Annotated in this window: 19 protein-coding genes and 1 pseudogene; 19 read left to right on the top strand and 1 reads right to left on the bottom strand. The window is 49.0% G+C overall.

Annotated elements, in window-relative coordinates:
- Positions 1–2: 2 nt before the first annotated feature.
- The 12 genes from dxs (at position 3) to ACTRDR_RS07880 (ending at position 15,354) form a co-directional block, all read left to right on the top strand.
- Complete coding sequence (dxs, locus tag ACTRDR_RS07935) at positions 3–1,856, top strand: 1-deoxy-D-xylulose-5-phosphate synthase (protein WP_440526828.1); 1,854 nt, start codon at positions 3–5, stop codon at positions 1,854–1,856.
- A 24-nt stretch (positions 1,857–1,880) separates the two neighbouring features.
- Complete coding sequence (locus tag ACTRDR_RS07930) at positions 1,881–2,762, top strand: TlyA family RNA methyltransferase (protein ID WP_440526826.1); 882 nt, start codon at positions 1,881–1,883, stop codon at positions 2,760–2,762.
- Positions 2,763–2,782: 20 nt separating this feature from the next.
- The gene (locus ACTRDR_RS07925) at positions 2,783–3,652 is read left to right on the top strand and encodes an NAD(+)/NADH kinase (RefSeq protein WP_440526825.1); all 870 of its coding nucleotides are present in this window, start codon (positions 2,783–2,785) and stop codon (positions 3,650–3,652) included.
- A 31-nt stretch (positions 3,653–3,683) separates the two neighbouring features.
- A complete protein-coding gene (gene argR, locus ACTRDR_RS07920) occupies positions 3,684–4,136 on the top strand; it encodes an arginine repressor (RefSeq protein WP_176866060.1) in 453 nt (150 codons plus the stop codon).
- Between the two features lie 14 nt (positions 4,137–4,150).
- The gene (gene recN / locus ACTRDR_RS07915; protein ID WP_440526823.1) at positions 4,151–5,839 is read left to right on the top strand and encodes a DNA repair protein RecN; all 1,689 of its coding nucleotides are present in this window, start codon (positions 4,151–4,153) and stop codon (positions 5,837–5,839) included.
- Positions 5,840–6,023: 184 nt separating this feature from the next.
- Complete coding sequence (pfkB, locus tag ACTRDR_RS07910) at positions 6,024–6,932, top strand: 1-phosphofructokinase (protein WP_440526822.1); 909 nt, start codon at positions 6,024–6,026, stop codon at positions 6,930–6,932.
- 90 nt (positions 6,933–7,022) lie between these two features.
- On the top strand, positions 7,023–8,936 hold the full coding sequence (locus ACTRDR_RS07905; RefSeq protein ID WP_440526821.1) for a PTS fructose transporter subunit IIABC: 1,914 nt from the start codon (positions 7,023–7,025) through the stop codon (positions 8,934–8,936).
- 38 nt (positions 8,937–8,974) lie between these two features.
- Entirely contained in the window at positions 8,975–9,232 is a 258-nt protein-coding gene (locus ACTRDR_RS07900; protein ID WP_176866052.1) for an HPr family phosphocarrier protein, read from the top strand.
- A gap of 38 nt (positions 9,233–9,270) precedes the next feature.
- Entirely contained in the window at positions 9,271–10,923 is a 1,653-nt protein-coding gene (gene ptsP / locus ACTRDR_RS07895; RefSeq protein WP_440526819.1) for a phosphoenolpyruvate--protein phosphotransferase, read from the top strand.
- On the top strand, positions 10,917–11,660 hold the full coding sequence (locus ACTRDR_RS07890; RefSeq protein ID WP_440526818.1) for a DeoR/GlpR family DNA-binding transcription regulator: 744 nt from the start codon (positions 10,917–10,919) through the stop codon (positions 11,658–11,660). Before ptsP ends, ACTRDR_RS07890 begins: the two co-directional genes overlap by 7 nt.
- Positions 11,661–11,771: 111 nt before the next feature.
- Positions 11,772–13,124: a SpoIVB peptidase gene (gene spoIVB / locus ACTRDR_RS07885; protein WP_440526816.1), complete on the top strand. Its 1,353-nt coding sequence runs from the start codon at positions 11,772–11,774 to the stop codon at positions 13,122–13,124.
- A 94-nt stretch (positions 13,125–13,218) separates the two neighbouring features.
- Positions 13,219–15,354, top strand: a complete 2,136-nt coding sequence (locus ACTRDR_RS07880; RefSeq protein ID WP_440526814.1) for an ATP-dependent helicase — start codon at positions 13,219–13,221, stop codon at positions 15,352–15,354.
- Positions 15,355–15,380: 26 nt separating this feature from the next.
- On the opposite strand, the pseudogene ACTRDR_RS07875 reads toward ACTRDR_RS07880, so the two are convergent.
- Positions 15,381–15,606 (bottom strand): annotated as a pseudogene (locus ACTRDR_RS07875) (hypothetical protein).
- A gap of 27 nt (positions 15,607–15,633) precedes the next feature.
- On the opposite strand from ACTRDR_RS07875, the gene ACTRDR_RS07870 reads away from it, so the two are divergent.
- The 7 genes from ACTRDR_RS07870 (at position 15,634) to ACTRDR_RS07840 (ending at position 24,716) form a co-directional block, all read left to right on the top strand.
- Positions 15,634–17,193, top strand: coding sequence for a response regulator (locus tag ACTRDR_RS07870; RefSeq protein WP_440526812.1), 1,560 nt, complete (start codon positions 15,634–15,636; stop codon positions 17,191–17,193).
- Between the two features lie 3 nt (positions 17,194–17,196).
- Positions 17,197–18,915, top strand: a complete 1,719-nt coding sequence (locus tag ACTRDR_RS07865; protein WP_440526811.1) for a cache domain-containing sensor histidine kinase — start codon at positions 17,197–17,199, stop codon at positions 18,913–18,915.
- Complete coding sequence (locus tag ACTRDR_RS07860) at positions 18,912–19,898, top strand: substrate-binding domain-containing protein (protein ID WP_440526809.1); 987 nt, start codon at positions 18,912–18,914, stop codon at positions 19,896–19,898. Before ACTRDR_RS07865 ends, ACTRDR_RS07860 begins: the two co-directional genes overlap by 4 nt.
- Before the next feature lie 219 nt (positions 19,899–20,117).
- Entirely contained in the window at positions 20,118–21,212 is a 1,095-nt protein-coding gene (locus ACTRDR_RS07855) for a substrate-binding domain-containing protein (protein WP_176865716.1), read from the top strand.
- A 75-nt stretch (positions 21,213–21,287) separates the two neighbouring features.
- Positions 21,288–22,787, top strand: coding sequence for a sugar ABC transporter ATP-binding protein (locus ACTRDR_RS07850; RefSeq protein WP_440526807.1), 1,500 nt, complete (start codon positions 21,288–21,290; stop codon positions 22,785–22,787).
- Between the two features lie 12 nt (positions 22,788–22,799).
- On the top strand, positions 22,800–23,903 hold the full coding sequence (locus ACTRDR_RS07845) for an ABC transporter permease subunit (RefSeq protein ID WP_176865712.1): 1,104 nt from the start codon (positions 22,800–22,802) through the stop codon (positions 23,901–23,903).
- 150 nt (positions 23,904–24,053) lie between these two features.
- Positions 24,054–24,716 carry an InlB B-repeat-containing protein gene (locus ACTRDR_RS07840; RefSeq protein ID WP_440526804.1) on the top strand — a complete coding sequence of 221 codons (663 nt, stop codon included), beginning with the start codon at positions 24,054–24,056 and terminating at the stop codon, positions 24,714–24,716.
- The last annotated feature ends 619 nt before the right edge of the window (positions 24,717–25,335 follow it).

Genomic DNA, 25,335 nt, shown 5'->3' with positions numbered 1-25,335 from the left:
GAATGTTACTGGATAAAATCGAAAAAGCAAATGATATTAAAAAGATAGATAAATCGGACTACGGGGAACTGGCGGAGGAGATCCGGCAGTTCCTGATTGAGAAGATCAGTGTCACCGGAGGACACTTAGGCTCCAACTTAGGAGCGGTGGAACTGACCATGGCACTGCATCTGGCACTGAATCTCCCGGAGGACAAGATCATCTGGGATGTAGGTCACCAGTCTTATACCCACAAAATATTAACAGGCCGCAAGGACGGCTTTGATGTCTTACGCCAGTTCCATGGCATGAGTGGGTTCCCCAAGAGAAAAGAAAGCAACTTTGATGCATTTGATACCGGACACAGTTCCACATCCATATCCGCAGGGTTGGGACTGGTGAAGGCGAGAGATCTCAAAGGGGAAAAGTCTACCATTGTATCCGTGATCGGAGACGGGTCTCTCACCGGAGGCATGGCGTACGAAGCATTGAACAACGCAGCCAAGCTGGAGACCAATTTTATCGTTATCCTCAATGATAACAATATGTCCATCTCTGAAAATGTAGGCGGCGTATCCAAATATCTGAATAATATTCGTACGGCAACCGGCTATCTGGATCTGAAGGAAGGCATTTATAATGCGCTGAAGAGTAAGCCGGGTGGAGACGGTATTGTAACTCGTCTGCGTCGTGCCAAGAGCAGCTTTAAGCAGCTGGTGATCCCCGGTATGTTTTTTGAGGACATGGGAGTGACTTATTTAGGTCCTGTGGATGGACATGATATCGAGGGACTGATCAAGGTCATTGAGGAAGCCAAAAGAGTCAAGGGGGCAGTGCTGATCCATGTGCTGACCCAGAAGGGCAAGGGATATGGTCCTGCTGAGAAGCATCCCGCCAGATTCCACGGAGCAGAGCCTTTTGATATCGAGACGGGAATTCCTTCCCATCCCCGTACCGTGGCGAATTATACAGATGTATTTTCCACTGTTATGTGCAAGCTGGGACAGCGGGATCAACGGGTGGTAGCCATTACGGCAGCCATGCCGGACGGCACCGGGCTTAAAAGATTCCGGAATATGTATCCCGACCGCTTTTTCGATGTGGGTATTGCGGAAGAGCATGCGGTGACTTTTGCTGCAGGACTGGCAGCTGGTGGCATGAAACCTATCGTTGCGGTGTATTCTTCTTTTTTACAGAGAGGTTATGATCAGATCCTACATGATGTGTGCATTCAGAATCTGCCGGTGGTATTCGCCATAGACCGTGCCGGGTTGGTAGGCAGCGATGGCGAGACCCATCAGGGAATCTTTGATTATACGTACCTGTCAGGTATCCCTAATATGCATATCTGTGCGCCGAAGAATAAATGGGAACTGTCGGATATGATGAAATTCGCTGTGGCACTGGAAGCCCCCATTGCGGTGCGCTATCCCAGAGGGACAGCGTATGCGGGGCTGTCCGAGTATCGTGCCCCCATCGAACTGGGCAAGGCAGAATGGATCACGAGAGAGGGCGGTATTGCGCTGTTCGCCGTAGGCAGTATGGTGAAGACTGCGGAAGAAGTACAGACATTATTGCATGAAAAGGGTTATCGGGCAAGTATTATCAATGCCAGATTCATCAAACCCATTGATGAAGAGGCAGTGCTTTCCGCCTGCGAGGATCATGACATGATCGTGACCATGGAGGAAAATGTGTTAAGCGGAGGCTTCGGAGAAAAGGTGCTGACCTGCTTAAACGATCATGAGAAACAGATTAAGTGTGTCATGGCGGCAATACCGGATGCCTATGTGGAACATGGCAATGTAGAACTTCTGAAAAAAGAGATCGGACTGGATGCAGCAAGCATTGCAGAGAAAATACTGGAAAAGTTATAAGAGTTATAGCAATAGGAGACGTATATGAAAGAACGACTGGATGTGATTCTGGTAGAGCAGGGTTATGCCCCTTCCAGAGAAAAGGCGAAGGCAATCATAATGTCCGGCAATGTCTATGTCAACGGACAGAAGGAAGACAAGGCAGGCACCGGCTTCGATGTCAGCAAGATCAAACTGGAAGTCAGAGATCATACCATGAAATATGTCAGCCGCGGAGGCCTGAAGCTGGAAAAGGCAATGGAGCAGTGGGGATTTTTACTGGACGGCATGATCTGTATGGATATCGGTGCATCCACCGGCGGTTTTACGGACTGTATGCTCCAGAACGGTGCCACGAAGGTGTATTCCGTAGATGTGGGTCAGGGACAGTTAGCCTGGAAGCTGCGCAACGATGAGCGTGTAGTATGCATGGAACAGACCAATTTCCGGTATGTGACCCCGGAGGATATCCCGGATGCCCTGGATTTCGCCAGCGTGGATGTGTCCTTCATCTCCCTGACCAAGATACTGATCCCGGCGAGAAATCTGCTAAAGACCGGAGGACAGATGGTATGCCTGATCAAGCCCCAGTTCGAGGCGGGCAGAGGTAAGGTCGGTAAAAACGGCGTAGTGAGAGAGCCCCAGATCCACGAAGAGGTGATCCGTAAGATCATCGATTACGCGGACAGCATCGGCTTTGAAGTGCTGCATCTGGAATATTCCCCCATCAAGGGACCGGAAGGCAATATCGAATATCTGCTGCATATCCGTAAGCCGGAAGGAATCTCCGAAGAAAAACTGGCGCTGACCGAGCACGAGGCGGAAAGCTTATTGCAGACCATTGTGGAAGGAAAAACAGGACTTTCCTATACCCCGGAGTGGGATGCCGTCATCAAAGGAATCGTAGACAATTCTCATACCCTGTAACAGACAAGGAGTGCGAAGCTATGAAGCATTTTCTGATATATACCAATAAACATAAGGATCAGGAACTTGCGACCACGAAGCGGATACGGGATTATTTGGAATCGAAGGGTTGTACCGTGAAGTTAAAGGTCAAGGAAGCCGACTGGAAAGAAGAGACAGATTCCGGGGTGGAAGAGGAAGCGACGGATATTCCCCTGGATGTGGACTGCATGATCGTACTGGGCGGTGATGGCACGGTGCTGCAGGCAGCCAGAGAGACGAAAAAAATCCTGGTGCCCATCATCGGAGTGAATCTGGGAACCGTGGGCTATATGACGGAGATCGAACTTTCCGGCCTGGAGGAATCTCTGGATCGTCTGATCCGGGATGATTATAAGAAAGAACGCCGGATGATGTTGAACGGCAAGGTCTGCTGTGCGGACGGCACTGTGTCGGAGGGCTGGGCACTGAATGACATTGTCATCTCCCGAAGCGGCACTTTACAGATCATAGAATTTAACATCTATGTTAACGGACAGCTACTAAATCATTACAAGGCGGACGGAATGATCGTGACCACCCCTACGGGATCCACAGGATACAATCTGTCGGCGGGAGGACCGTTAGTAGAGCCCAAGGCGAAGCTGATCACCCTGACACCAATCTGCCCTCATAGTCTGAACCAGAGAAGTATCATATTGTCTCCGGAGGATGAGATCGTTATAGAGATTCCGGGAGGCAGAGAGGGTAAGAGCCAGACCGTGGAAGCCAATTATGACGGAAGCCACAAGGTGACCATGTGCACGGGAGATTATATCCGTATCGTGCAGTCGGAAAAAATCACGGAATTCATCCAGCTGAACCAGGTCAGCTTCCTGGATGTGTTACATCGTAAAATGAGAGATTCCTGACGAATTGTCGAAAGAAAGGCATGAGGTTAAGATGAAAAAGACCAGACATCGCAAGATCGTGGAGATCATAGAAAAAAGAGATGTGGAGACCCAGGAGGAACTGGCGGGTTATCTGAAAGAAGCGGGATTTACGGTGACCCAGGCCACAGTATCCAGAGATATCCGGGAACTGAAGCTCTCCAAGGTACCTACCGGAGGCGGCAAACAGAAATACGTGATCCTCAGACAGGATGACAGCCACATGGGAGACAAATATATCCGGGTATTAAGAGATGGATTCGTCTCTATGGATATGGCACAGAACATTCTGGTGATCAAGACGGTATCCGGTATGGCCATGGCAGTGGCGGCAGCACTGGATGCACTGAAATTCTCCGAGGTGGTGGGATGCATCGCCGGAGATGATACCATCATGGTAGCGGTGCGTACCGTAGAGGATACCCAGATCCTCATGGATAAGATCCATCTGATGATAGAGAGATAGACAGGGGGAAATACATGCTTCGCAGTTTACATGTGAAAAATCTGGCTCTTATCCGGGAGACAGAGGTGGAATTTGGAGAAGGACTGAATATACTGACAGGAGAGACCGGTGCCGGTAAATCATTGCTGATCGGATCGGTGAATCTGGCGCTGGGAGGAAAGTTCGAGAAAGACATGCTCAGACGGGGAGAAGAGAGCGGTCTGGTGGAACTGGTCTTTGACTGTGAGGAAGAGAGGCTTGCGGAAAAGTTAAAAAGCATGGATCTGGAGCCTTCGGAGGACGGCACGGTGATCTTAAGCAGAAAGCTTTCCTCCGGAAAAAGTATCTGCCGCATCAACGGAGAGACCGTGACGGCGAAGCAGGTGAAGGAACTTTCGGAACTGCTGATCGATATTCACGGGCAGCATGAGCACCAGTCGCTGTTAAATAAGAAAAAACACATGGAGATCCTGGATGCCTATGCCGGAGCGGAATTCGCGGAATGCGCAGAAAATGTGGCTGTGCTTTATCATGAGTGTGCTGCACTGGAGAAAAAGATCGCGGAGGAGACACTGGATGATGCATCCAGAGGCAGAGAACAGACTCTGGCAGAGTTTGAACAGAGGGAGATCGCAGATGCCGGTTTACAGCCCGGCGAGGATGAGGAATTAGAGCAGGCATATCGCAAGATGACGAACAGCCGTAAAATTGCGGAGAGCCTGGCGGAGAGTTACAGACAAAGCGGCGGTGATGCGGAAGACGGCGCCGGGAATTCCCTAAGCAGAGCCCTTCGTGCGCTGCGCAGTGTGACCATGTATGATCCTGCACTGGAACAGATGGAAGAACAGCTGGCGGAGGTGGAGAGTCTCCTTGCGGATTACAATCATGACGTATCGGAATATATGTCGGATCTGGAATTCGATGAAGCGGATTTCAGAAGTACCGAAGAGCGGTTGAACACGATCAATCATCTGAAGGGGAAATATGGCAATTCCATTGAGGAGATCTTGAAGTACAAAGAAGAAAAGGAAGCTTATCTGGAAAAACTGGCGGATTATGATGCCTATATGCAGAAGCTGCATGCGGAATGGGAGGAAAAACAGACACTGCTCACAAAAGCCTGTGAAGAGCTGTCCAAAATCCGTCAGAAAAATGCAGCTGCGCTGACGCAGAAATTAAAAGCTGCGCTGATCAACCTGAATTTTCTGACAGTGGAATTCGATATTGCGGTAAGACCCGGTCAGACCATTACTGCAAAGGGCTATGATGATGTGGAATTTCTGATTTCCACCAACCCCGGAGAAAGCCTGAAGCCCTTAAGTCAGGTAGCGAGTGGCGGTGAACTGTCCCGTATCATGTTAGCCATTAAGACTGTACTGGCGGGACGGGATGAGATCGATACCTTGATCTTCGATGAGATCGACACCGGTATCAGTGGCAGGACCGCGTGGAAGGTAGCAGAGCAGCTGAGCGTCCTCTCAGGGGCACATCAGGTTATCTGCATCACGCATCTCCCCCAGATCGCAGCCATGGCGGATGTGCATTTCGCCATCGAGAAGAGCAGTACGGATGACATGACCATCACGGACATTCGGAAAGTGGCAGACGAAGAAAGCCTGGCGGAACTGGCGAGACTTCTTGGCAGTGATGCCCTTACCGAAGCAGCGCTGTCTAACGCAAAAGAAATGAAAGAACAGGCCAATGCGTTTAAAGAAGTTCGTTAAGGGAAATGCTATAAGGGAATATCGGAATAAGAAAAGGATGAAGAATGACTTCATCCTTTTCTTTTGTGCAAATTCAACCAAAATAAGTCACTATATTTGTGAATTAAATTGATTGAATTTGACCGAATATGAATATATAATAACAGCATAAGAACACGAAAGGAAACAGACAGGAGGGATTTAAATGATTTGTACTGTGACATTCAATCCGTCACTGGATTACATCGTATCCGTGGATGATTTTCAGCTGGGAATGACGAACAGAACCTCATCAGAGCTGATTCTTCCGGGAGGAAAGGGAATCAACGTCTCCATTGTCTTAAAGAATCTGGGTCTGGATTCCACGGCATTTGGATATGTGGCAGGATTCACCGGAGACGAACTGATCCGACGATTGAACGAATTTGGCGTAGATTCCGACTTCATCAAAATCGGTCATGGAATGACCAGAATCAATCTGAAGTTAAAAAGTATCGACGGAACAGAGATTAACGGCTGCGGACCGGACATTGATGCAAAGGCTTTAGAGCAGCTGATGGAGAAGCTCGACCGATTAGGGGAAGGCGATGTACTGGTGCTGGCGGGAAGCATTCCCTATACGATGCCGGATGATATGTATCAGAGGATCCTCAAGCGGATTCAGGGCAGAGGAGTACTGACGGTGGTAGATGCCACCAGAGATCTGTTAGTCAAGGTGCTGCCGTATCATCCGTTTCTGGTAAAGCCCAATAATCACGAACTGGGAGATATCTTCGGTGTGAAGCTTTCCACCAGAGAGAAAGTCATCCCTTACGGTAAAAAGCTACAGGAGATGGGAGCACAGAATGTACTGATCTCCATGGCAGGCGAGGGAGCCGTATTGATCGCGGCAGACGGACAGTGCCTGGAAGCTCCGGCCCCGAAGGGAAAGTTAGTCAACGGTGTAGGCGCGGGAGATTCCATGGTAGCGGGATTTCTTACCGGATGGCTCGAAGAGAAGGATTATGCACATGCCTTCTGCATGGGAATCGCCGCGGGAAGTGCCAGTGCTTTTTCCGAAAATCTGGCAACAAAAGAAGAAGTCATGCAGGTATTGAAACAGGTAACAAAGTAGGGGCTTTTGACCTCGACATCATAATAAAAAGTAACTATAAAAGAGAGATAATAAAAATAGAGATAATAAAAAGAGAGGATGGGTTACAACATGAGAATCACGGATTTATTGGACAAAAGAAGTATTTCCCTGGACGCGGCTCCTGCTGACAAAAAAGCAACACTGGATATGGCAGTGGAACTGATGGCGAAGAGCGGGAAGCTTTTGGATGTGGAGCAGTACCGTGCACAGGTCTATGCAAGAGAGGAAGAGAGCACCACGGGAATCGGCGAAGGAATTGCAATCCCTCACGGCAAATGTGATGCGGTGAAGACTCCCGGACTGGCAGCCATGGTGATTAAAAACGGTGTGGATTATGATTCCTTAGATGGCGAACCGGTGACACTGCTTTTCCTGATCGCTGCACCTAATACCAAGGACAACGTACATCTGGATGTACTGAGCAAGCTGTCCGTTATGCTGATGGATGAGATTTTTACCGCATCTTTAAGAAATGCCAAAAGCGTAGAGGAATTTTTACAGATCATCGACGCGGCAGATGAGAGTGCCAAGAGTATTGACGACAGATTAAGCGATACCGGTATTACCACAGAAGAGAAAAAGAGCTTTAAGCTCCTGGCAGTGACCTCCTGCCCAACCGGAATCGCGCATACCTATATGGCAGCGGAAGCACTGGAGAAGGCAGCAAAAGCAGCAGGCTGCCAGATCAAGATCGAGACCAGAGGCTCTGCCGGTGCGAAAAATGTACTGACCACGGAAGAAATCGCTGCAGCAGACTGCATCATTGTAGCAGCCGATGCAAAAGTTCCCATGGATCGTTTTGATGGCAAAAAGGTCATCAGCTGTCAGGTATCCGACGGTATCAGTAAAGCAGATAAATTAGTACAGCAGGCAGTAAGCGGTGAGGTAGAAGTATTCCACGGAGAGAGCAGCGAAGCGCAAACAGCGCTAACCGGCAAGGAGAGTACCGCACATAAGATATACACCCAGCTGATGAATGGTGTATCTCATATGCTTCCCTTCGTCGTAGGTGGCGGTATTCTGATTGCCATTGCTTTCCTGATCGATGGCCTGAGCATTGATATCAATGCATTACCCGCAGACCAGAGAAGTAACTTCGGTACCATCACTCCCGTAGCGGCAATGTTTAAAAACATCGGTGGCGTGGCATTTGGTATGATGCTTCCGGTACTGGCGGGCTTCATTGGCATGGCGATCGGCGACAGACCGGCATTGGCACTTGGATTCGTAGGCGGTATGCTGGCGGCAAACGGCAAGTCCGGATTCCTGGGAGCACTGGTGGCTGGATTCTTAGCAGGCTATCTGATCCTCGGCCTTCGCAAGATCTGTGATAAGCTTCCCGATGCCATTGAGAAACTGGCACCGGTGCTAATCTACCCGGTAGTGGGTATCCTGATCATGGGTCTGGCAATGAATTTTGTAGTTGAACCTGTGATGGGTGGCATTAATACCGGATTGAATAATTTCTTAAGCGGAATGGGTGATTCCAGCCGGGTTGTACTGGGTCTGATCCTGGGCGGCATGATGGCGATTGACATGGGTGGTCCTTTCAACAAGGCGGCATATGTATTCGGAACCGCAGCAATTGCGGCAGGTAATTATGACATCATGGCAGCGGTTATGATCGGAGGTATGACTCCTCCCTGTGCCATTGCACTGGCAACCCTGTTATTCAAGAATAAGTTTACCAAGGAAGAGAGAGAGGCAGGTCCTACCAACTTCATTATGGGTCTGGCATTCATCACGGAAGGTGCCATTCCTTTCGCGGCATCTGATCCTTTACATGTACTTCCTTCCTGCATCATCGGTTCTGCACTGGCAGGTGCTCTGTCCATGGCATTCCACTGCACACTGATGGCTCCTCACGGCGGAATCTTTGTATTCCCGGTAGTGGGAAATGCCTTGATGTATCTGGTAGCACTGGTGGCAGGCACAATCGTATCTGCATTGATGCTTGGATTATTGAAGAAAAAAGTGGCTTAAGAACAGTATAAGTTTTAGAACAAAAAAGGAGAAGAATAATGAAAGAATTCAAATATGTTATCACAGATCCCGAAGGTATTCACGCACGTCCCGCAGGAGAACTGGTAAAGGCAGCCAAGGAATTTAACTGTGCAGTTACCCTGACCAAGGACGGCAAGACCGGAGACTGCAAGAGAATCTTCGGTATCATGGGTCTGGCAGTCAAAGCCGGCAATGAGATCACCCTGACCTTCGATGGTGAGGATGAGGAGGCAGCCTATACAGCAGTTACTGAGTTTGTAAAGGCAAACCTCTAAAACAGAGCAAGCGGAATCGGCAGGAGAGGAGAAGAGCCATGGAAGTCTACCAGGGAAAAAGCGTATTCGGCGGAATCGCCATTGGCAGAATCAGTGTTCATAAAAAAGACGAACAGCAGGTAAAACGTGTCAAGATCGAAAATTCCGACCGGGAGATCGAACGTTACAGACAGGCAAAACAGACAGCTATGGAGCAGCTGCAGGGGCTGTATCAGAAGGCTTTGAAAGAAGTAGGAGAAGCCAATGCCGCTATTTTTGAGATTCACCGGATGATGCTGGAAGATGATGACTATAACGAATCCGTTGAGAACATTATTCGTATGCAACAGGTGAATGCAGAGTATGCGGTGGCATCCACCGGAGATAATTTCGCCCAGATGTTTGCCTCCATGGAGGATGATTACATGAGAGCCAGATCTGCGGATGTCAAGGATATCTCTGAGCGGGTACTAAGTGTACTGGGCGGAAGAACAGCGGGCGTGGTAGCTTCTAAAGAGCCGGTGATCATCGTGGCAGACGACCTGGCTCCCTCCGAGACGGTTCAGCTGAACAAGGATCTTGTACTTTCCTTCGTGACCGTACACGGTTCCGTGAATTCCCATACGGCGATCCTCGCCCGTACCATGAGTATTCCGGCACTGATCGGCACCGATATTCCTTTAAGTGAGGCAATTGACGGAAAGCTTGGCATTGTAGACGGACGCTGCGGCTGCATCTATGTGGATCCCGATGAAGAGACTTTGAGCAAAATGCAGCAGTTAAAGCAGGAAGAACAGGAGAAGAAAGAACTGCTAAAGACCCTGAAGGGAAGAGAAAATGTCACTATTGACGGTAAGAAGATCATGCTCTATGCTAATATAGGTAACAGCAAGGATCTGGCGGCGGTACTGCAGAACGATGCCGGCGGTATCGGACTGTTTCGAAGTGAATTTATCTATCTGGAGAGAGAGACCTTCCCCACGGAGGAAGAGCAGTTCCAGATCTACCGTACCGTGGCGGAGACCATGGCAGGTAAGCCCGTGATCATCCGTACTCTGGACATCGGTGCAGATAAAAAATGTGACTACTTCGAGATGGAACCGGAGGAGAATCCGGCAATGGGATGTCGGGCCATCCGTATCTGTCTGACCAGACCGGAGATTTTTAAGACCCAGCTGCGCGCACTGTTCCGCGCCAGTGCCTTCGGCAACATCTCCATCATGTATCCCATGATCATCAGTGTGGATGAAGTACACCGGATCAAGGAGATCGTGGCAGAAGTGAAGCGGGAACTGACAGAGCAGGGCGTGGCATGCGGAGAACCGAAGCAGGGTATTATGATCGAGACTCCGGCAGCGGTTATGATGAGTGAAGAACTGGCAAAAGAAGTGGATTTTTTCAGCATCGGTACCAACGATCTGACCCAGTACACCCTTGCTATCGACAGGCAGAATCCGAAGCTGGATGCTTTCTACGATCCTCATCATCCCGCGGTGTTACGCATGATACAGATGGTGGTGGACAATGCGCATAAGGCAGGTATCTGGGCAGGCATCTGCGGAGAGCTGGGGGCGGATCAGACACTGACCAGACGGTTTCTTGCTATGGGTGTGGATGAATTATCCATGTCTCCCGGAAGCATTCTTCCCGTGCGGAAGATCATTCTGGAGACAGATGTGACAAAAGAAAGAGAAAACAATAATCTATGCTGACAGAACAACGTTATGACATTATTTTGAAATTACTGGAAGAAAAAAACAGTATTACGGTGGCGGAAGTCAAGGAACTGTTAAATACTTCCGAGTCTACGGTACGCCGTGACATCACAGCACTGCACAATGCCGGGAAGCTGGTGAAAGTATTCGGAGGTGCAGTGGCATGTGACCGCACCGTTGTGACCCACGAACCTACCGTAGAGCAGAAGGCTGCAGTCAATGTGGAAGAAAAACAGCTGGTGGCAGCAAAGGCAGCATCCCTGATCGGACCGGAGGATTTTGTCTATCTCGACGCAGGAACCACCACGGCGTGTATGCTTACGTATCTGACGGAGAAGAGTGCGACCTTCGTGACCAATGCGGTAGCCCATGCCAAAGCTCTGGCGGCGGCAGGATTCCGTGTCTATCTGGTAGGTGGAGAACTAAAAGGTTCCACCGAAGCTGTGGTAGGCAACCAGGCACTGGTGAATTTACAAAGCTATCATTTTACCAAGGGATTTTTTGGCACCAACGGCATCAGCAGACAGAACGGTCTGACTACACCGGATATGAATGAAGCTATGGTGAAAAAGACAGCCATGGGACAGTGCAGAGAATGTTTTATTCTGGCGGATCATTCCAAATTCGGTAATGTCAGTTCAGTGACTTTCGGGTCTTTTCAGGGCGGTACGATCCTTACGGACAGCTGCCCCCAGGAGTATAAGAACAGCAGCAATGTGATCATATGTGGATGATCTGGATAAAACTGTAAGATACGTTTTCCCATGGTTTCAGGTTAAAAATACAAATGCGACGCACACTATACCCTATACAGCAGTAACACAGAATGCAGTGGGGGAATGTGTATGAAGCTTTGGATCACAGAGACGGAAAAAGTAAAAAGGCAGGCAGGTGAAGATGCAGTCGTTATTTTGCAGCACTGGAAGCAAAAGGTGCGCAGATTGCGGATTTACCGGGCCTGCCTTTGCGTTATGCTGCTGTTGGCAGGCGCAGGACTTATGGGATATGGCTATTATCTGGTGGACAGCAGCATTCCGTCCATCCTGCATGTAAGGGCAGGATCGGAAGAGGCGCTGGAACTGGATATTCCCGCAAAAGGTGAGATATTAAACGTCAGCAGACAGGGACAGAGCAATATCCCGGAAGGTGCGGTGAGCGTGGACTTAAGCCGCCCGGTGACCATGAAGACCGGAAGTCCGGACACGCTTCAGATGCAGGTGAAGCTGTTCGGGATCCTGCCGCTCAAACAGGTAGGTATCCGGGTGATCGAAGATCAGGAGCTGATCCCGGTGGGGGTGCCCATCGGAATCTATGTGAAGACTGAAGGGGTGCTGGTGGTAGGTACCGGTGAGTTTCGCTCTGCGGGCGGAGAGAAAGTATCACCGGCAAAAAATATTGTAAAAAGCGGTGACTACGTGCTGAAGTTAAACGGTGAGGAAATTACCGAAAAAGACGATCTGATCTCGCGGATTGAAAACGGTGACGGTGCAGAGCAGATTCTCACGATCCGCAGAGGGGAAGAATGCTTCGATGTGAAGATCTGTCCGGTGCGTGACCAAAGCGGAAAATATAAGATCGGAGTCTGGGTCCGTGACAATGCACAGGGCGTGGGTACTATGACTTATATTGACAGCCGGGGGAATTTCGGAGCCCTGGGGCATGGGATCAACGATGTGGATACCAGTACCCTGATGGAGATGAATGACGGAACACTGTATCAGACAGAGATCATTTCAATCCAGAAAGGGACTGCCGGGCATCCGGGGGAGATGACGGGAATGATCGTCTATAACGATGAGCGGATCCTTGGGGACATTACCAGCAACAGCGTCCGTGGGATTTTCGGTAAGTGTAATAACAAAGCCCTGGCACTGGGCACGGAAGAAGCACTGCCCATCGGATTAAAACAGGAGATTGAAAAAGGTCCGGCACAGATTTTGTGTACTGTGGACGGTACCACCAGATATTACAATATTGAGATCACGGATGTACACTTAGATCATGACAATGTAAACCGGGGGATCGAACTGAAAGTGACCGACCCGGAACTGATCGCTCTGACCGGAGGCATCGTCCAGGGCATGAGCGGCGCCCCTATTATTCAGAACGGGAAATTCATCGGAGCAGTCACCCATGTTCTTGTGCAGGACAGCACCAGGGGGTATGGGATCTTTATTGAAAATATGCTGGAGAGATAGAATCAACGCAGGGTTGCTGTCCGGCACACAACATGGTAAAATAATACAAGCAAAAAAAGGTGAAGAAGTTAAGGGCGGAAAGTGGGACAATGGATTGACTTTTACGGAATTTGTTCAGAACTATCACATACAGTTAAATGAGCAGCAGATGCAGGCAGTACAGGCCACAGAAGGGCCGGTACTTCTGCTTGCAGTTCCGGGAAGTGGTAAGACCACCGTACTGGTCAGCAGACTGGGCTATATGATCTACTGCCTGGGAATAACACCGGAGTCAATCCTGACGGTGACCTATACCGTGGCGGCAACGAATGATATGCGCAGGCGTTTCGCGGGGATGTTTGGAGAGGCGGATGCAGAGCGGCTGGAGTTTCGCACCATTAATGGTATTTCCCAGAAGGTGTTGCAATATTTTGCACGGCGTACCGGGAAAACACCGTTTCAGGTGGCAGATAAGGAAGCTGTGGCTGTCATCAAACAGTCATTTTTGGAAGTGACGGGTAAATATGCCACGGAGAATGACATCAAAGAGACACAGTTAGACATTACCTATGCGAAGAATATGCGCCTGACCCCGAAAGAGATTGGGGAAATGGATACAGATGTAGACAAGTTCCCGGAGATATTTCGTACATATAACAATAAACTCCGACAGATGCAAATGATTGATTACGACGACCAGATGATCTATGCCCTGCGGATCTTAGAGCAGTATCCGGAGGTGTTAGGGCATTTCAGGGAGCAGTATCGGTACTTTTGCGTGGACGAAGCACAGGATACTTCCAGGATACAGCATGATATGATCGATTTATTGGCGGCGCAGAGCCGGAATCTGTTCATGGTGGGAGATGAAGATCAGAGTATCTATGGATTCCGGGCAGCATACCCGCAGGCGTTTATTTCTTTTGAGGACAGGCACCGGGGAGCGAGGCTTCTTCTCATGGAGACCAATTACCGCAGCAGACAGGAGATTGTCCGGGCGGCGGATGCCCTGATCCGGCGGAACAAAAACAGGCATCCGAAGAAGATGACCGCAGCCAGGGAAGCCGGCGGCTGTGTTACAGAGATCAAGGCAGTGTCCAGACAGGGACAGTACAATTATCTGCTGAAGGTGGCGCAGGACTGCGAGCAGGAGACAGCGGTATTGTACCGGAACAACGAAAGCGCACTTCCCCTGATAGACCTGTTGGAACGAAAGGGACTGTCTTACCGGGTGAAAAATTCGGATATGACCTTTTTTTCTCATCCGGTGGTCAACGATATCTGTGATTTCATTCAGTTATCCTTAGATCCCTGGGATGGAGAGACATTTCTCCGGATTTATTATAAAATGGGTGCCGGTATCAGCAAAATGGCGGCAACGGAAGCGGTGAATGCCAACACCAGGAGACTGACATTGTTAGACACGGTGGCGGAGATGGACGGAGTGAGCGTCTATACCAGAAAACAGTGCAAGGCACTGGCAACCCATCTGGACAATATGCGTTACGAGCCGGCGGGAAAGGCTATATACCGGATCCTGAATTATATGGGCTATCAGGAATTCATGGATAGCCATGGGTTGGATAGCGGTAAGGCGGAGATTTTAAAGGCACTGGGGGATCAGGAGAACAGTCTGTTTGATTTTCCGGCGAGACTTAAGACACTGCAGGAGATGATAAGAGAGGGCTGCGGGGATCCGAAGAGTAATTTTATCTTGTCCACGATCCATTCCAGCAAGGGGCTGGAATACGACAGAGTGTATCTGGCAGATATGTTGGCGGGAGTGATCCCTTCCCAGATTCCACCAAGGGGCTGTGCACCGGATTCTCCGGAGGCAAATGCCTATGAGGAAGAGAGAAGGCTTTATTATGTGGGGATGACGAGAGCGAAGGAACAGCTGTATGTGTTTACCTTTGGTCCGAATCTGACCTCGGCTTTCTCCAGAGAAGTGTTTGAGAAAACGACGTCGCTAAATGCTGTAAGAAGGACCGGTACGGCTGTCGGAACCAGAGGCTCGTTGCTAAAAACATCGGACAAAAAGATGCAGAAGCTGTCTCCTAAAGAGGTGGAAGCCTGTATCTGTGCCTGCGGACCCGGACGAAAGATTCTGCATCAGAAATACGGAACCGGCAGGATCGTATCTGTATCCGGAGACGGCAGCATTGCCGAAATCCTGTTTGAGGGCGAAGACAGCACCAGAAAAATATCCCTTCCCATTGCGTTTGCGGGGAAGATACTTACGTTAAAATAATAATCATGATGCCAGGGTCAAAAGGTCTAAACCCACATGAGCTTGCTCATAAGTGGGTGAAAGACCTTAGGACCCGCCCCGATATGAGCATAAAAGTGGGATGATAATCCCACGATATGCGAATAGAGGGTAGGGTGCTATGTGCCAGTGGCACATGTTTAGCACGGACCGAAGCGGAGCGGAGACGTGAGAGTGCGTAGCACGGAACAATTCGTAGGCATCAGAGTCGGGGGCTTTTGCCCCCGACATCATAATCATACATATCAGAGAGGAAGAGTTATGTATACAATTGTAGTCGCAGACGATGAAGAAGAATTACGCAGAGCTATCATACGGAAAATCGACTGGGAAAGCATCGGCTTTCGGGTCGTGGGAGAAGCGGAAAACGGTATTGAAGCACTGGAACTGGTAGAACGGGAAGAACCGGATCTGTTACTGACGGATATCCGGATGCCCTTCGTATCCGGAATTGAACTCGCCAGACAGGTGAGAGAGGTGCGGCCGACGACGCAGATTGCTTTCTTGAGCGGCTTCGATGAATTTTCCTATGCCCAGCAGGCGATCCAGTACAATATCATCAGCTATATGTTAAAACCCATCACTATGACGGATCTGACGGAAGAATTGAAGAAGATCAAGCAAAAGATCGATGGGATCTTTGCGGAATTCGATGCGAGAAAATACGATGACCCCGGGTTACAGCAGTTTTTTATGCCGCTTCTTCTGGATGACTATGTGAATTTTGACAGCGCCGAACGGGAAGAACATCTGACGGAGCTGGCGATCCGAAACGGATTTTTGAAAGATCGTAATAATGACTTTCATTATGCAGTGCTTGCAATTAAGGTAGAAGATCAGGAAGGACAGAACCGGACCAGTCTCAAACTGGTACATTCGGTGGATATGATCCTGCAGAAATATATGAAGCATTACAGTTTTGCGATGGACGGCAGGATCATTGCGGTGCTGGCAGCAACCCCGGCTTCCTTCGAACGGTATCTGCATATTGCGGTAGGAGAGATGACACAAAGTACGGAACGTATTCTGGGGATGCATTGCCATATCGGTGTCAGCCGTGTCAGGGAGCATCTTGGGGAATGTCATGAGGCATACAGAGGTGCCATGAGTGCACTGGGGTATTGTAAGCCCGGAGAGAGCAATATTCATTATATTGCGGATGAAGAACGGGACAACACCATGGATATGGAACTGTCAGCGGAGTGTGTGACACAGATGGAAAGTCTGATCCGGGGCGGCTCCAGAGAAGAACTGGAACAGTATCTGAAAGATGTTTTCGACAGACTGGAGACCGGACAGGATGCTGCCTTAAAATGCAAATTCCTGATCTTCCAAATGTCTTCGGCACTGATCCGTATCGCTTATACAGTAACGGATGACAGCGCACTGTTCCAACGGTTTGCCATGCTGGAAGGCCCGGTACGGGAATCCAGAGACCGCTTCACTGCGTTGTGTCTGGAAGTCTGGGAACTGGTCAATGCAGGCAAGAAAAAGAGCAGCCAGATTCTGTGTGAGAAGGCCATGCAGATCATCGACAAGGAGTATGGGGATCCGTCTCTGTCACTGGTGGGTGTCAGCAGCAGTATTCATGTGAGTCCTAATTACCTCAGCGCCCTGATCAAAAAGGAGACCGGAGCAAGTTTTGTGGATCTGCTGACAAAAAAGAGAATTGAGACGGCGAGAGAACTGGTACTTGGCAGCTCCATGAAGATGCGTGAGATCGCGGAGCGCTGTGGTTACAGCGACCAGCATTATTTCAGTTACTGTTTTAAGAAATATTGTGGAGTATCGCCCAATGCTATGCGACAGGAGAAAGAATAAGATATGAAGAAACGAAAGATATCCCTTTCTTTTATCATCACAATACTGGTGGTAGGTCTGGTCACATTGTTTTTGCTATGGTCGACTTTTTACTTTTTTTCTCTTTATGTTGAAAGCATGAAGCAGGCGGCACAGACAAGCAGTGAGCAGGCAGTGACTCAGGCATCCAACGCCATCTCCAATTACATCGGGGATATGCAGGAGATCATGAGCCTGATCGAACAGAGGATGACAGGAAACGAAGGAAATACGGATCAGACGCTGGAGACGTTGTGCAATGTCCGGTCGGATCTGGTGGCTGTCTATATCTATGATGAACAGGGGAGACTTGTGGATTCCCATACGGGAGAGCATACTTTAAAAGAACATTATCTGAAGGATCTGTCATATATTCCACTGGATTCCTATGAGCAGGGGGTGCTCTATCTGTCGGATCCCCATGTGGAATCTCTGTTACAGAATTATTATCCATGGGTGGTATCGGTACTGCAGGAGATCCCGGGAGCAGACGGAGAGAAACTTCGGGTGGTCATCGATATCCGTTTCTCTAAAATATCGGATTATGTGGACAATGTAGGAATCGGCCAGCACGGGTACTGTTTTATCGCGGACAGTAAAGGAGAGATCATCTATCATCCTCAACAGCAGCTGTTGTACTCCGGGCTGAAGACGGAAGCCACGGACGGTCTGGATCTGAGCCACAACGGTTCTTTTGAGACAAAGGAGCTGATCTGCAGCGTCCGGACACTCGATAATTGTGACTGGAAGGTGGTGGGTGTCAGCTACATCAGTGAACTGGTGACAGCCAAAGAGATGGAGCTTGTGGGAAATATCTGTGTGATGTTAGCCATCATTCTGTTCGCTACCATGGTGATAAGCTTCCTGGTCTCCAGACTGGTGACCAATCCGGCACAGCGTCTGATCCGGGCGATGGAAGAGTTCGAGAGAGATGCAGCGGGGTATGTCTATCAGCCGGTGGAAGGCACCTCGGAGATCGAGGCGCTGTCCCAGTCCTATGAACATATGGTAAGAAAGATTCAAAAATTGATGAATCAGGTGCGTCAGGAAGAGATCTCCTTACGAAAAACGGAATTGAAGGCATTGCAGGCACAGATTAATCCTCATTTCTTATATAATACGCTGGATGCCATCGGGTGGCTCTGCGAGGAAGAACGATGCCAGGATGCCGTGGAGATGGTCAATGCTCTGGCAAAGCTGTTCCGCATCAGCATCAGTAAGGGACACGAACTGATCACCATTGAAAAAGAAGTGGAGCATGCCAGAAGTTATCTGAAGATCCAGAACTTTCGTTATAAGAATCAGTTCTCCTATGAGTTTTTGGTGGAGGAGGACTGCCTGCAATATTATTGTAATAAGATCACGTTACAGCCCATTATTGAAAATGCCATCTATCACGGGCTGGACCGTATGGTGGATGAAGGGCATATTCTGATCCGGATATACAGCGAGAACGATGACGTGATCTTTAGGGTAGAGGATAACGGTGTCGGCATGTCCGAGGAACAGTGCCGGTCGATTCTTCACAAGGAGCCGGGAGACAATTCCGGCATCGGTATCAAAAATGTCAACGACAGGATCAAGATCTATTTCGGAAAAGAATACGGTCTGACCATAGAAAGTGAACTGGATGAAGGCACCACTGTGATCATACGGATGCCGAAGGTGGAAGAGAAAGCAGCGGCAGGATGGGAGAAAGTATGAGAAAACGAAAAATAAAAAAAATACTGACCCTGCTTCTTATGGGAATTTTATTGCTCATGAGTATGGGCGGCTGCGGGAAAGACACAGAGACCGGGAAGACCCAGGTGGCTATGATCGTGAAGTCCACGGAGAGCGCTTTTTGGAAAAGCGTTTTTGCAGGTGCCCGGGCGGCAGCTACGGAATACAATCTGAATGTTACGTTTGACGGTCCGGCATCGGAAGAGGACTATGAGACCCAGAATGAGATGGTCCGTCAGGCTATGGAGGACGGGGTGGATGTGATCATTTTTTCTGCCGTGGATTACAATGCCAATGCGGAGATCATCGATCAGGCTGCCCAGAGAGGAATTAAGATCGTCGTCATAGACAGTGATGTTAACAGCAGCATGGTAAGCTGCCGTATCGGAACGAACAATTTGCAGGCGGGTGTGAAAGCAGCGGAAGCCGCGTTGGCTGTGGAGGAGGACGAATTGTATATCGGCATCGTGAATTACGATGTCAATTCCGCTAACGGACAGCAGCGGGAGCTGGGATTTCGTCAGACGGTGGAGCAGGACCCCAGAGTTAAGGAGATTACCACCATCAATGTGCTGTCTACCACGGAGGATGCCAGGGCGGGAGCAAAGGAGATGCTTCTGACGGATCAAAGGATCAACGTGGTGGTGACCTTTAATGAATGGACAAGTCTCGGCGTGGGCTGGGCGATCCGGGATCTGGACAGGGGAGAACGGACACAGGTAGTGGCATTTGATTCCAACGTGGTCTCCGTGGGCATGTTAGAGACAGGGGAAGTGGATGCACTGATCGTGCAGAATCCCTATGCTATGGGATATCTGGGAGTGGAGACGGCAGCGAATCTGTTAGGTGGTCAGACGGGCGGCTCCAGTGTGATAGATACAGCCACCACCATCGTGACCAGAGAGAACATGTATGAACGGGAGAGTCAGAAGATATTGTTCTCTTTTGAAGAAGAAGGATATTAGAAAATATTGTAAAAGGGATATTTTAGGTACAAAAATATACGGTAATGTCATGCAAAGTGTAAAAAAGTGTACAAAACATGAACAAAATGTGTACAGAATAGTATAATTTCTAACCCCATTCGTAAGATTTTGCATATCTTTTTTGTACAAGATGCCATATAATTACCTCATCAAGAGATGAAACACATACATTTTCATCAAAACAAGGAGGTATTTCATATGAAAAAGTTCATGTCACTGCTGTTGGTCGGCATTATGATGCTCAGCCTCGTAGCGTGCGGAAAGAGCGGCGGAGGAAAGGGAGAGTTGAATGTAGGAGTATTCTATTACACTTACAGTGATACATACATCTCCAGCGTACGTACCGCATTAGACAGCGCTCTTACCGAAGCAGGCATCAAGTTCCAGAACTACGACGGCAACAGTAACCAGACCACCCAGAACGAGCAGATCGATACCGCTATCGCACAGGGTACCAACCTTCTGATCGTCAACATCGTAACATCCGGTTCCGTAGACGCTTCCCAGGCTATCGTTGACAAGGCAAGCGCAGCTGGAATCCCTGTTATCTTCTTCAACCGTGCGGTTGAGTCCGATGAGGATGAAGGTAAGGTATTAGGCAGCTATGACAAGTGTGCATTCGTTGGAACCGATGCTCCCGAAGCAGGTCATATGCAGGGTAAGCTGGTAGGTCAGTATGTAGTAGATAACTTTGACACTATCGACTTAAACGGCGACGGCAAGATCAGCTACGCAATGTTCATGGGTCAGTTAGGTAACGTAGAAGCAATCTATCGTACCCAGTACGGCGTAGAAGATGCAGATGCAGTGATCACCGCAGCAGGCAAGCCCGCTCTGGAGTACTTCGATGCATCCAATACCGATAAGTATCAGGTTGACCAGGACGGTAACTGGTCCGCAACCGCAGCTAACAACTACATGACCACCAACCTGTCTCAGTACAATGAGTCCGCTGGTAACATGATCGAGCTGGTTATCTGCAACAACGACGGTATGGCTGAAGGCGTTATCTCCGCTCTGAACGACAAGGGCTACAACTTAGGCGATGGCAAATGCACAACCATTCCTGTATTCGGTGTTGATGCAACTGACGCAGCTAAGCAGCTGATCGCAGATGGCAAGATGACCGGTACCATCAAGCAGGATGCAGAAGGTATGGCAAACGGTATTGCTTACCTGGCTAAGAACATCCAGGGTGGTAAGGAACTGATGGCAGATACCGACAGCTTCAACATCTCTGAGAAGGTTAGCAACAAGATCTACATCCCTTACGCTACTTACACCGGAGAATGATCTGAATAACAAGTAAATAAAAGAAGCGGCTGCTGCATCGGGCAGCGGCCGCTCTTTATGTATAGGAGGATGCGTATGGGACAGGAAGTATTGCTTCAGATGACAGACATATGCAAGGAATTCCCCGGCGTAAAGGCACTGGATCATGTATCCCTTACCGTAAAAAAAGGAACGGTACACGCGCTCATGGGAGAGAACGGCGCCGGTAAATCCACCTTAATGAAGTGTCTGTTCGGCATTTACAGTAAGGATGCAGGCAAAATCGAACTGGAAGGCAAGGAAGTTAATTTCAAAAATTCCAGAGAAGCACTGAACAACGGAGTGGCCATGGTTCATCAGGAACTGAACCAGGCACTGAAGAGAAACGTCATGGATAATATCTGGCTGGGCCGTTATCCCATGACAGCAGGTATCATGGTCAACGAGCATAAAATGCTGGAAGACACCAACAACATTTTTGAAGAACTGGGGATTGCCGTAGATCCCAAGAGAATCATGAGTACGATGCCGGTATCACAAAGGCAGATGGTTGAGATCGCCAAAGCGGTATCTTACAACAGCAAAATCATTGTATTCGACGAACCTACTTCATCCCTGACGGAAGAAGAAGTGGAGCATCTGTTCAAGATCATCAATATGCTTCGAGACAGAGGATGCGGTATTATTTATATTTCTCATAAGATGGCAGAGATTCTGAAGATTGCAGATGAGGTAACTGTCATGCGTGACGGTACCTGGATCGCAACGGAACCTGCCAAAGATCTGACCACAGACAAGATCATCAAACTCATGGTAGGTCGTGAACTGACCAACCAGTTCCCCCCGAAGACCAATAAGCCCGGGGAAGTAGCACTGGAGGTAGAACACTTAAGCGCGAGATACTCCTTATTAGAGGATGTATCCTTCCAGGCAAGAAAGGGCGAGATCGTGGGACTGGCAGGACTGGATGGCAGCGGCAGAACAGAGACGTTAGAGAATATCTTCGGCGTAGCCACCAGAAAAGATGGTGTGATCAAATTAGATGGCAAAGAGGTCAGAAACCGCAATGCCAGAGAATCTATTAAAAACGGTTTTGCACTTCTGACGGAGGAGCGTCGTGCCACCGGTATCTTCGGAATCCTGAATATCCGGGAGAACACGGTGATCTCCAGCCTGAAGAAACATAAAAAAGCAGGATTTTATCTGAGTGATAAATCCATGGAGAAGGACACCGCATGGGCTATCGATGCCATGCATATCAAGACACCTTCCCAGAAGACGAAGATCCGGTCACTGTCCGGTGGTAACCAGCAGAAGGTTATCCTCGGCAGATGGCTTCTCACAGAGCCGGAGGTGCTGATGCTGGATGAGCCTACCAGAGGTATCGATGTAGGTGCAAAATACGAGATCTACCAGCTGATCATCGATCTGGCGAACAAGGGCAAAGTTGTCCTGATGGTATCTTCGGAGATGCCGGAACTGCTGGGTGTATGTGACAGAATTCTTGTCATGAGCGGCGGTAAGCTGGCAGGAGAAGTAGATGCCAAAAATACGACACAGGAAGAGATCATGTCTCTTGCTGCAAAATATGTATAGGAGGATATGCGTATGAATCCCGGCAAAGCAATTCAGAATAAAATTAACGGCGTAAAGCAAAATTTTGCAGACTACAAGAAGCTGGACAGCAGAGACAAGAAGACCTACTGGAAAGAATTTTTCCTTAACAATGCCTTATACATCCTGCTGATCGTAGCAATCATTTACACTTACATCCAGAACTCCAATTTCCTGTCGGCGGCTTCCATTGTCAACATTATCAGCCTGTCCGCAGCGAACCTTCCCATTGCCTGTGGTATCGCAGGATGTATCGTATTGACCGGTACCGACCTGTCCGCAGGACGTGTGGTAGGACTGACCGCATGTATCACGGCATCCCTGATGCAGTCCGTGTCTTATGCTACCAAGATGTTCCCGAACCTTCCGGTACTCCCGATCCCTCTGGTGATCCTGATCGTATTACTGGTGGGTGGTATCGTAGGATGGGTCAATGGTTTCTTCGTAGCGAAGTTCCAGCTGCATCCTTTCATCGTAACTCTGGCTACGCAGTTGATCGTATACGGTTTACTGTTAATGTACATCATGATCAACGGCAATAACGGACAGCCTCTGTCCGGTCTCGACCAGCACTTCAACGATGTGGTAAAAGGAAGCGTGATCTCCTTCAATGCCGGCGGTGCGAGAATTGCCATTCCCAACTATGTATGGCTGGCAGCCTTGATCGTTATCATCATGTGGTTCGTCTGGAACAAGACCACCTTCGGTAAGAACATGTTCGCAGTAGGTTCCAATCCTGAGGCAGCAAAAGTATCCGGTGTTAACGTAATGAGAACCACCATTTTAGTACACACACTGGCAGGTGCCATGTACGGTCTGACCGGTTTCATCGAGTCCTCCCGTATCGGTTCCAATACAGCAAATACCGGACTGAACTACGAGTGTGATGCTATTGCAGCCTGCGTTATCGGCGGTGTCTCCTTTGTAGGTGGTACCGGTAAGATCAGCGGTGTCGTACTTGGTGTATTCCTCTTAAGAATCATCTTCGTAGCACTGAACTTCCTGTCCATCAACATGAACATGCAGTATGTGATCAAGGGTCTCATCATTCTGGTTGCCTGTGCGATCGATATGAGAAAGTACCTGGTAAGAAAGTAATGACATAAGACCCCCCATAGAAAACATCCGTGACTGCTTGCAGGTAAAGGATGTTTTCTGTATATTGACAGAGAAAGAGACCAGGGTCAAAAGGTCTAACCCCGTAACATTATAGAAATTGCTTATGACAGATTAGAAAAAGGAAAAACTATGAATCAGGAACAAGTGACAACAGAGAATACAGAAGAAAAGGCAGCAGAAGTCACCACATCGTCAGAAATGACGGGCCAGACGCAGGAGCCGGTCCGCCAGAAGGGGAAATGGTTCGGCCGCGGTATTTATGGAAGTAAGGATGTCCCGATCCGTATTCTGGACGGACTGATCGGTGCCCTGATCGTGGTGATCGTGGGAATGATCATTTTCTTTGCTGTGCGTGGCGGATTCAATATTATCTACGATACGGATGGAGGAAGTGAAGTGGCAGCCCAGAAGGTCCGCTACGGGGAATTCCTTACCGAGCCCGAAAACCCCTATAAGCCGGGTTATACCTTTGACGGCTGGTATACGGAAAAAGAAGGAGAGACGGTGCTGTGGTATTTTCAGTCTGAGAAAGTCACCGGCGATATGACTCTGACAGCGCACTGGGTTCCTGCACAGATTACCGTGAAATTCGACTATGATGGTGGCACAGATGTCGACGGCTCCGCTACAGAATCCAAACAGGTGACCTTCGGAGAAAATTACGGCGAACTTCCCACTCCGGTAAAAGAGGGCAGTACCTTCGCCGGCTGGGAGTACAGTGGTCAGATCATCACCGCAGACACTGTTGTCCAGATGACCGGAGAACATGTATTGACCGCAATATGGAATTGACTTGAGAGTTACGCGAGCAATGAGCCGCGCATAGGCATAGTGAAGACAGCGATGGGCGCTTGCGCACAAATCGCTGTCTTTACTTATGCCGTGATGCGGCGAACGCCGCGATATGAAATAAGATTGGCAGCGTTTTTTGCTGACAATCTTATGAATAGCGTGGCTCATTGCGGATGTGACGAATCTCAGCAGCCCGCATTGGGGCTAAGAACCGCAGACCCGCGCGTGCTTTAGCACGATTCGCTTACGGACGCAGACCGTAGCGGTACATAAGCGAGGACAATACCCTCGCAATGCGTCCCTTGGGACGCTATGGTACCGACGGCTGCTTAGAGTCTGCTTGTCCTTACCCCAACTGCAGGCTACTGGTTTCCTCTAAAACGGCCTTAAACTAATGAAAATGGTGGAAAATGAATAGAAAAAAGTTCTATAAAAGAAGCAATTCCTCTGTTTTAGATCTTTTCTGCAATTATGGAGGAAATTATTTACTCCCAAAACAATAATTCCACTATTTCCTGTTATTCGATGAATTTTAGTGGAATCAGTAAACAGAACGCCCACGGTGGATGGAATGTCCTTCCGAAGATGTTTGTCGGGAGGTGGTGATATTTTCTCGAAA

The sequence above is a fragment of the Simiaoa sp. genome (assembly GCF_051972595.1).
Classification (GTDB): Bacteria; Bacillota; Clostridia; order Lachnospirales; family Lachnospiraceae; genus Acetatifactor; species Acetatifactor hominis.
This window is presented reverse-complemented; position numbering and strand designations above follow the sequence as displayed.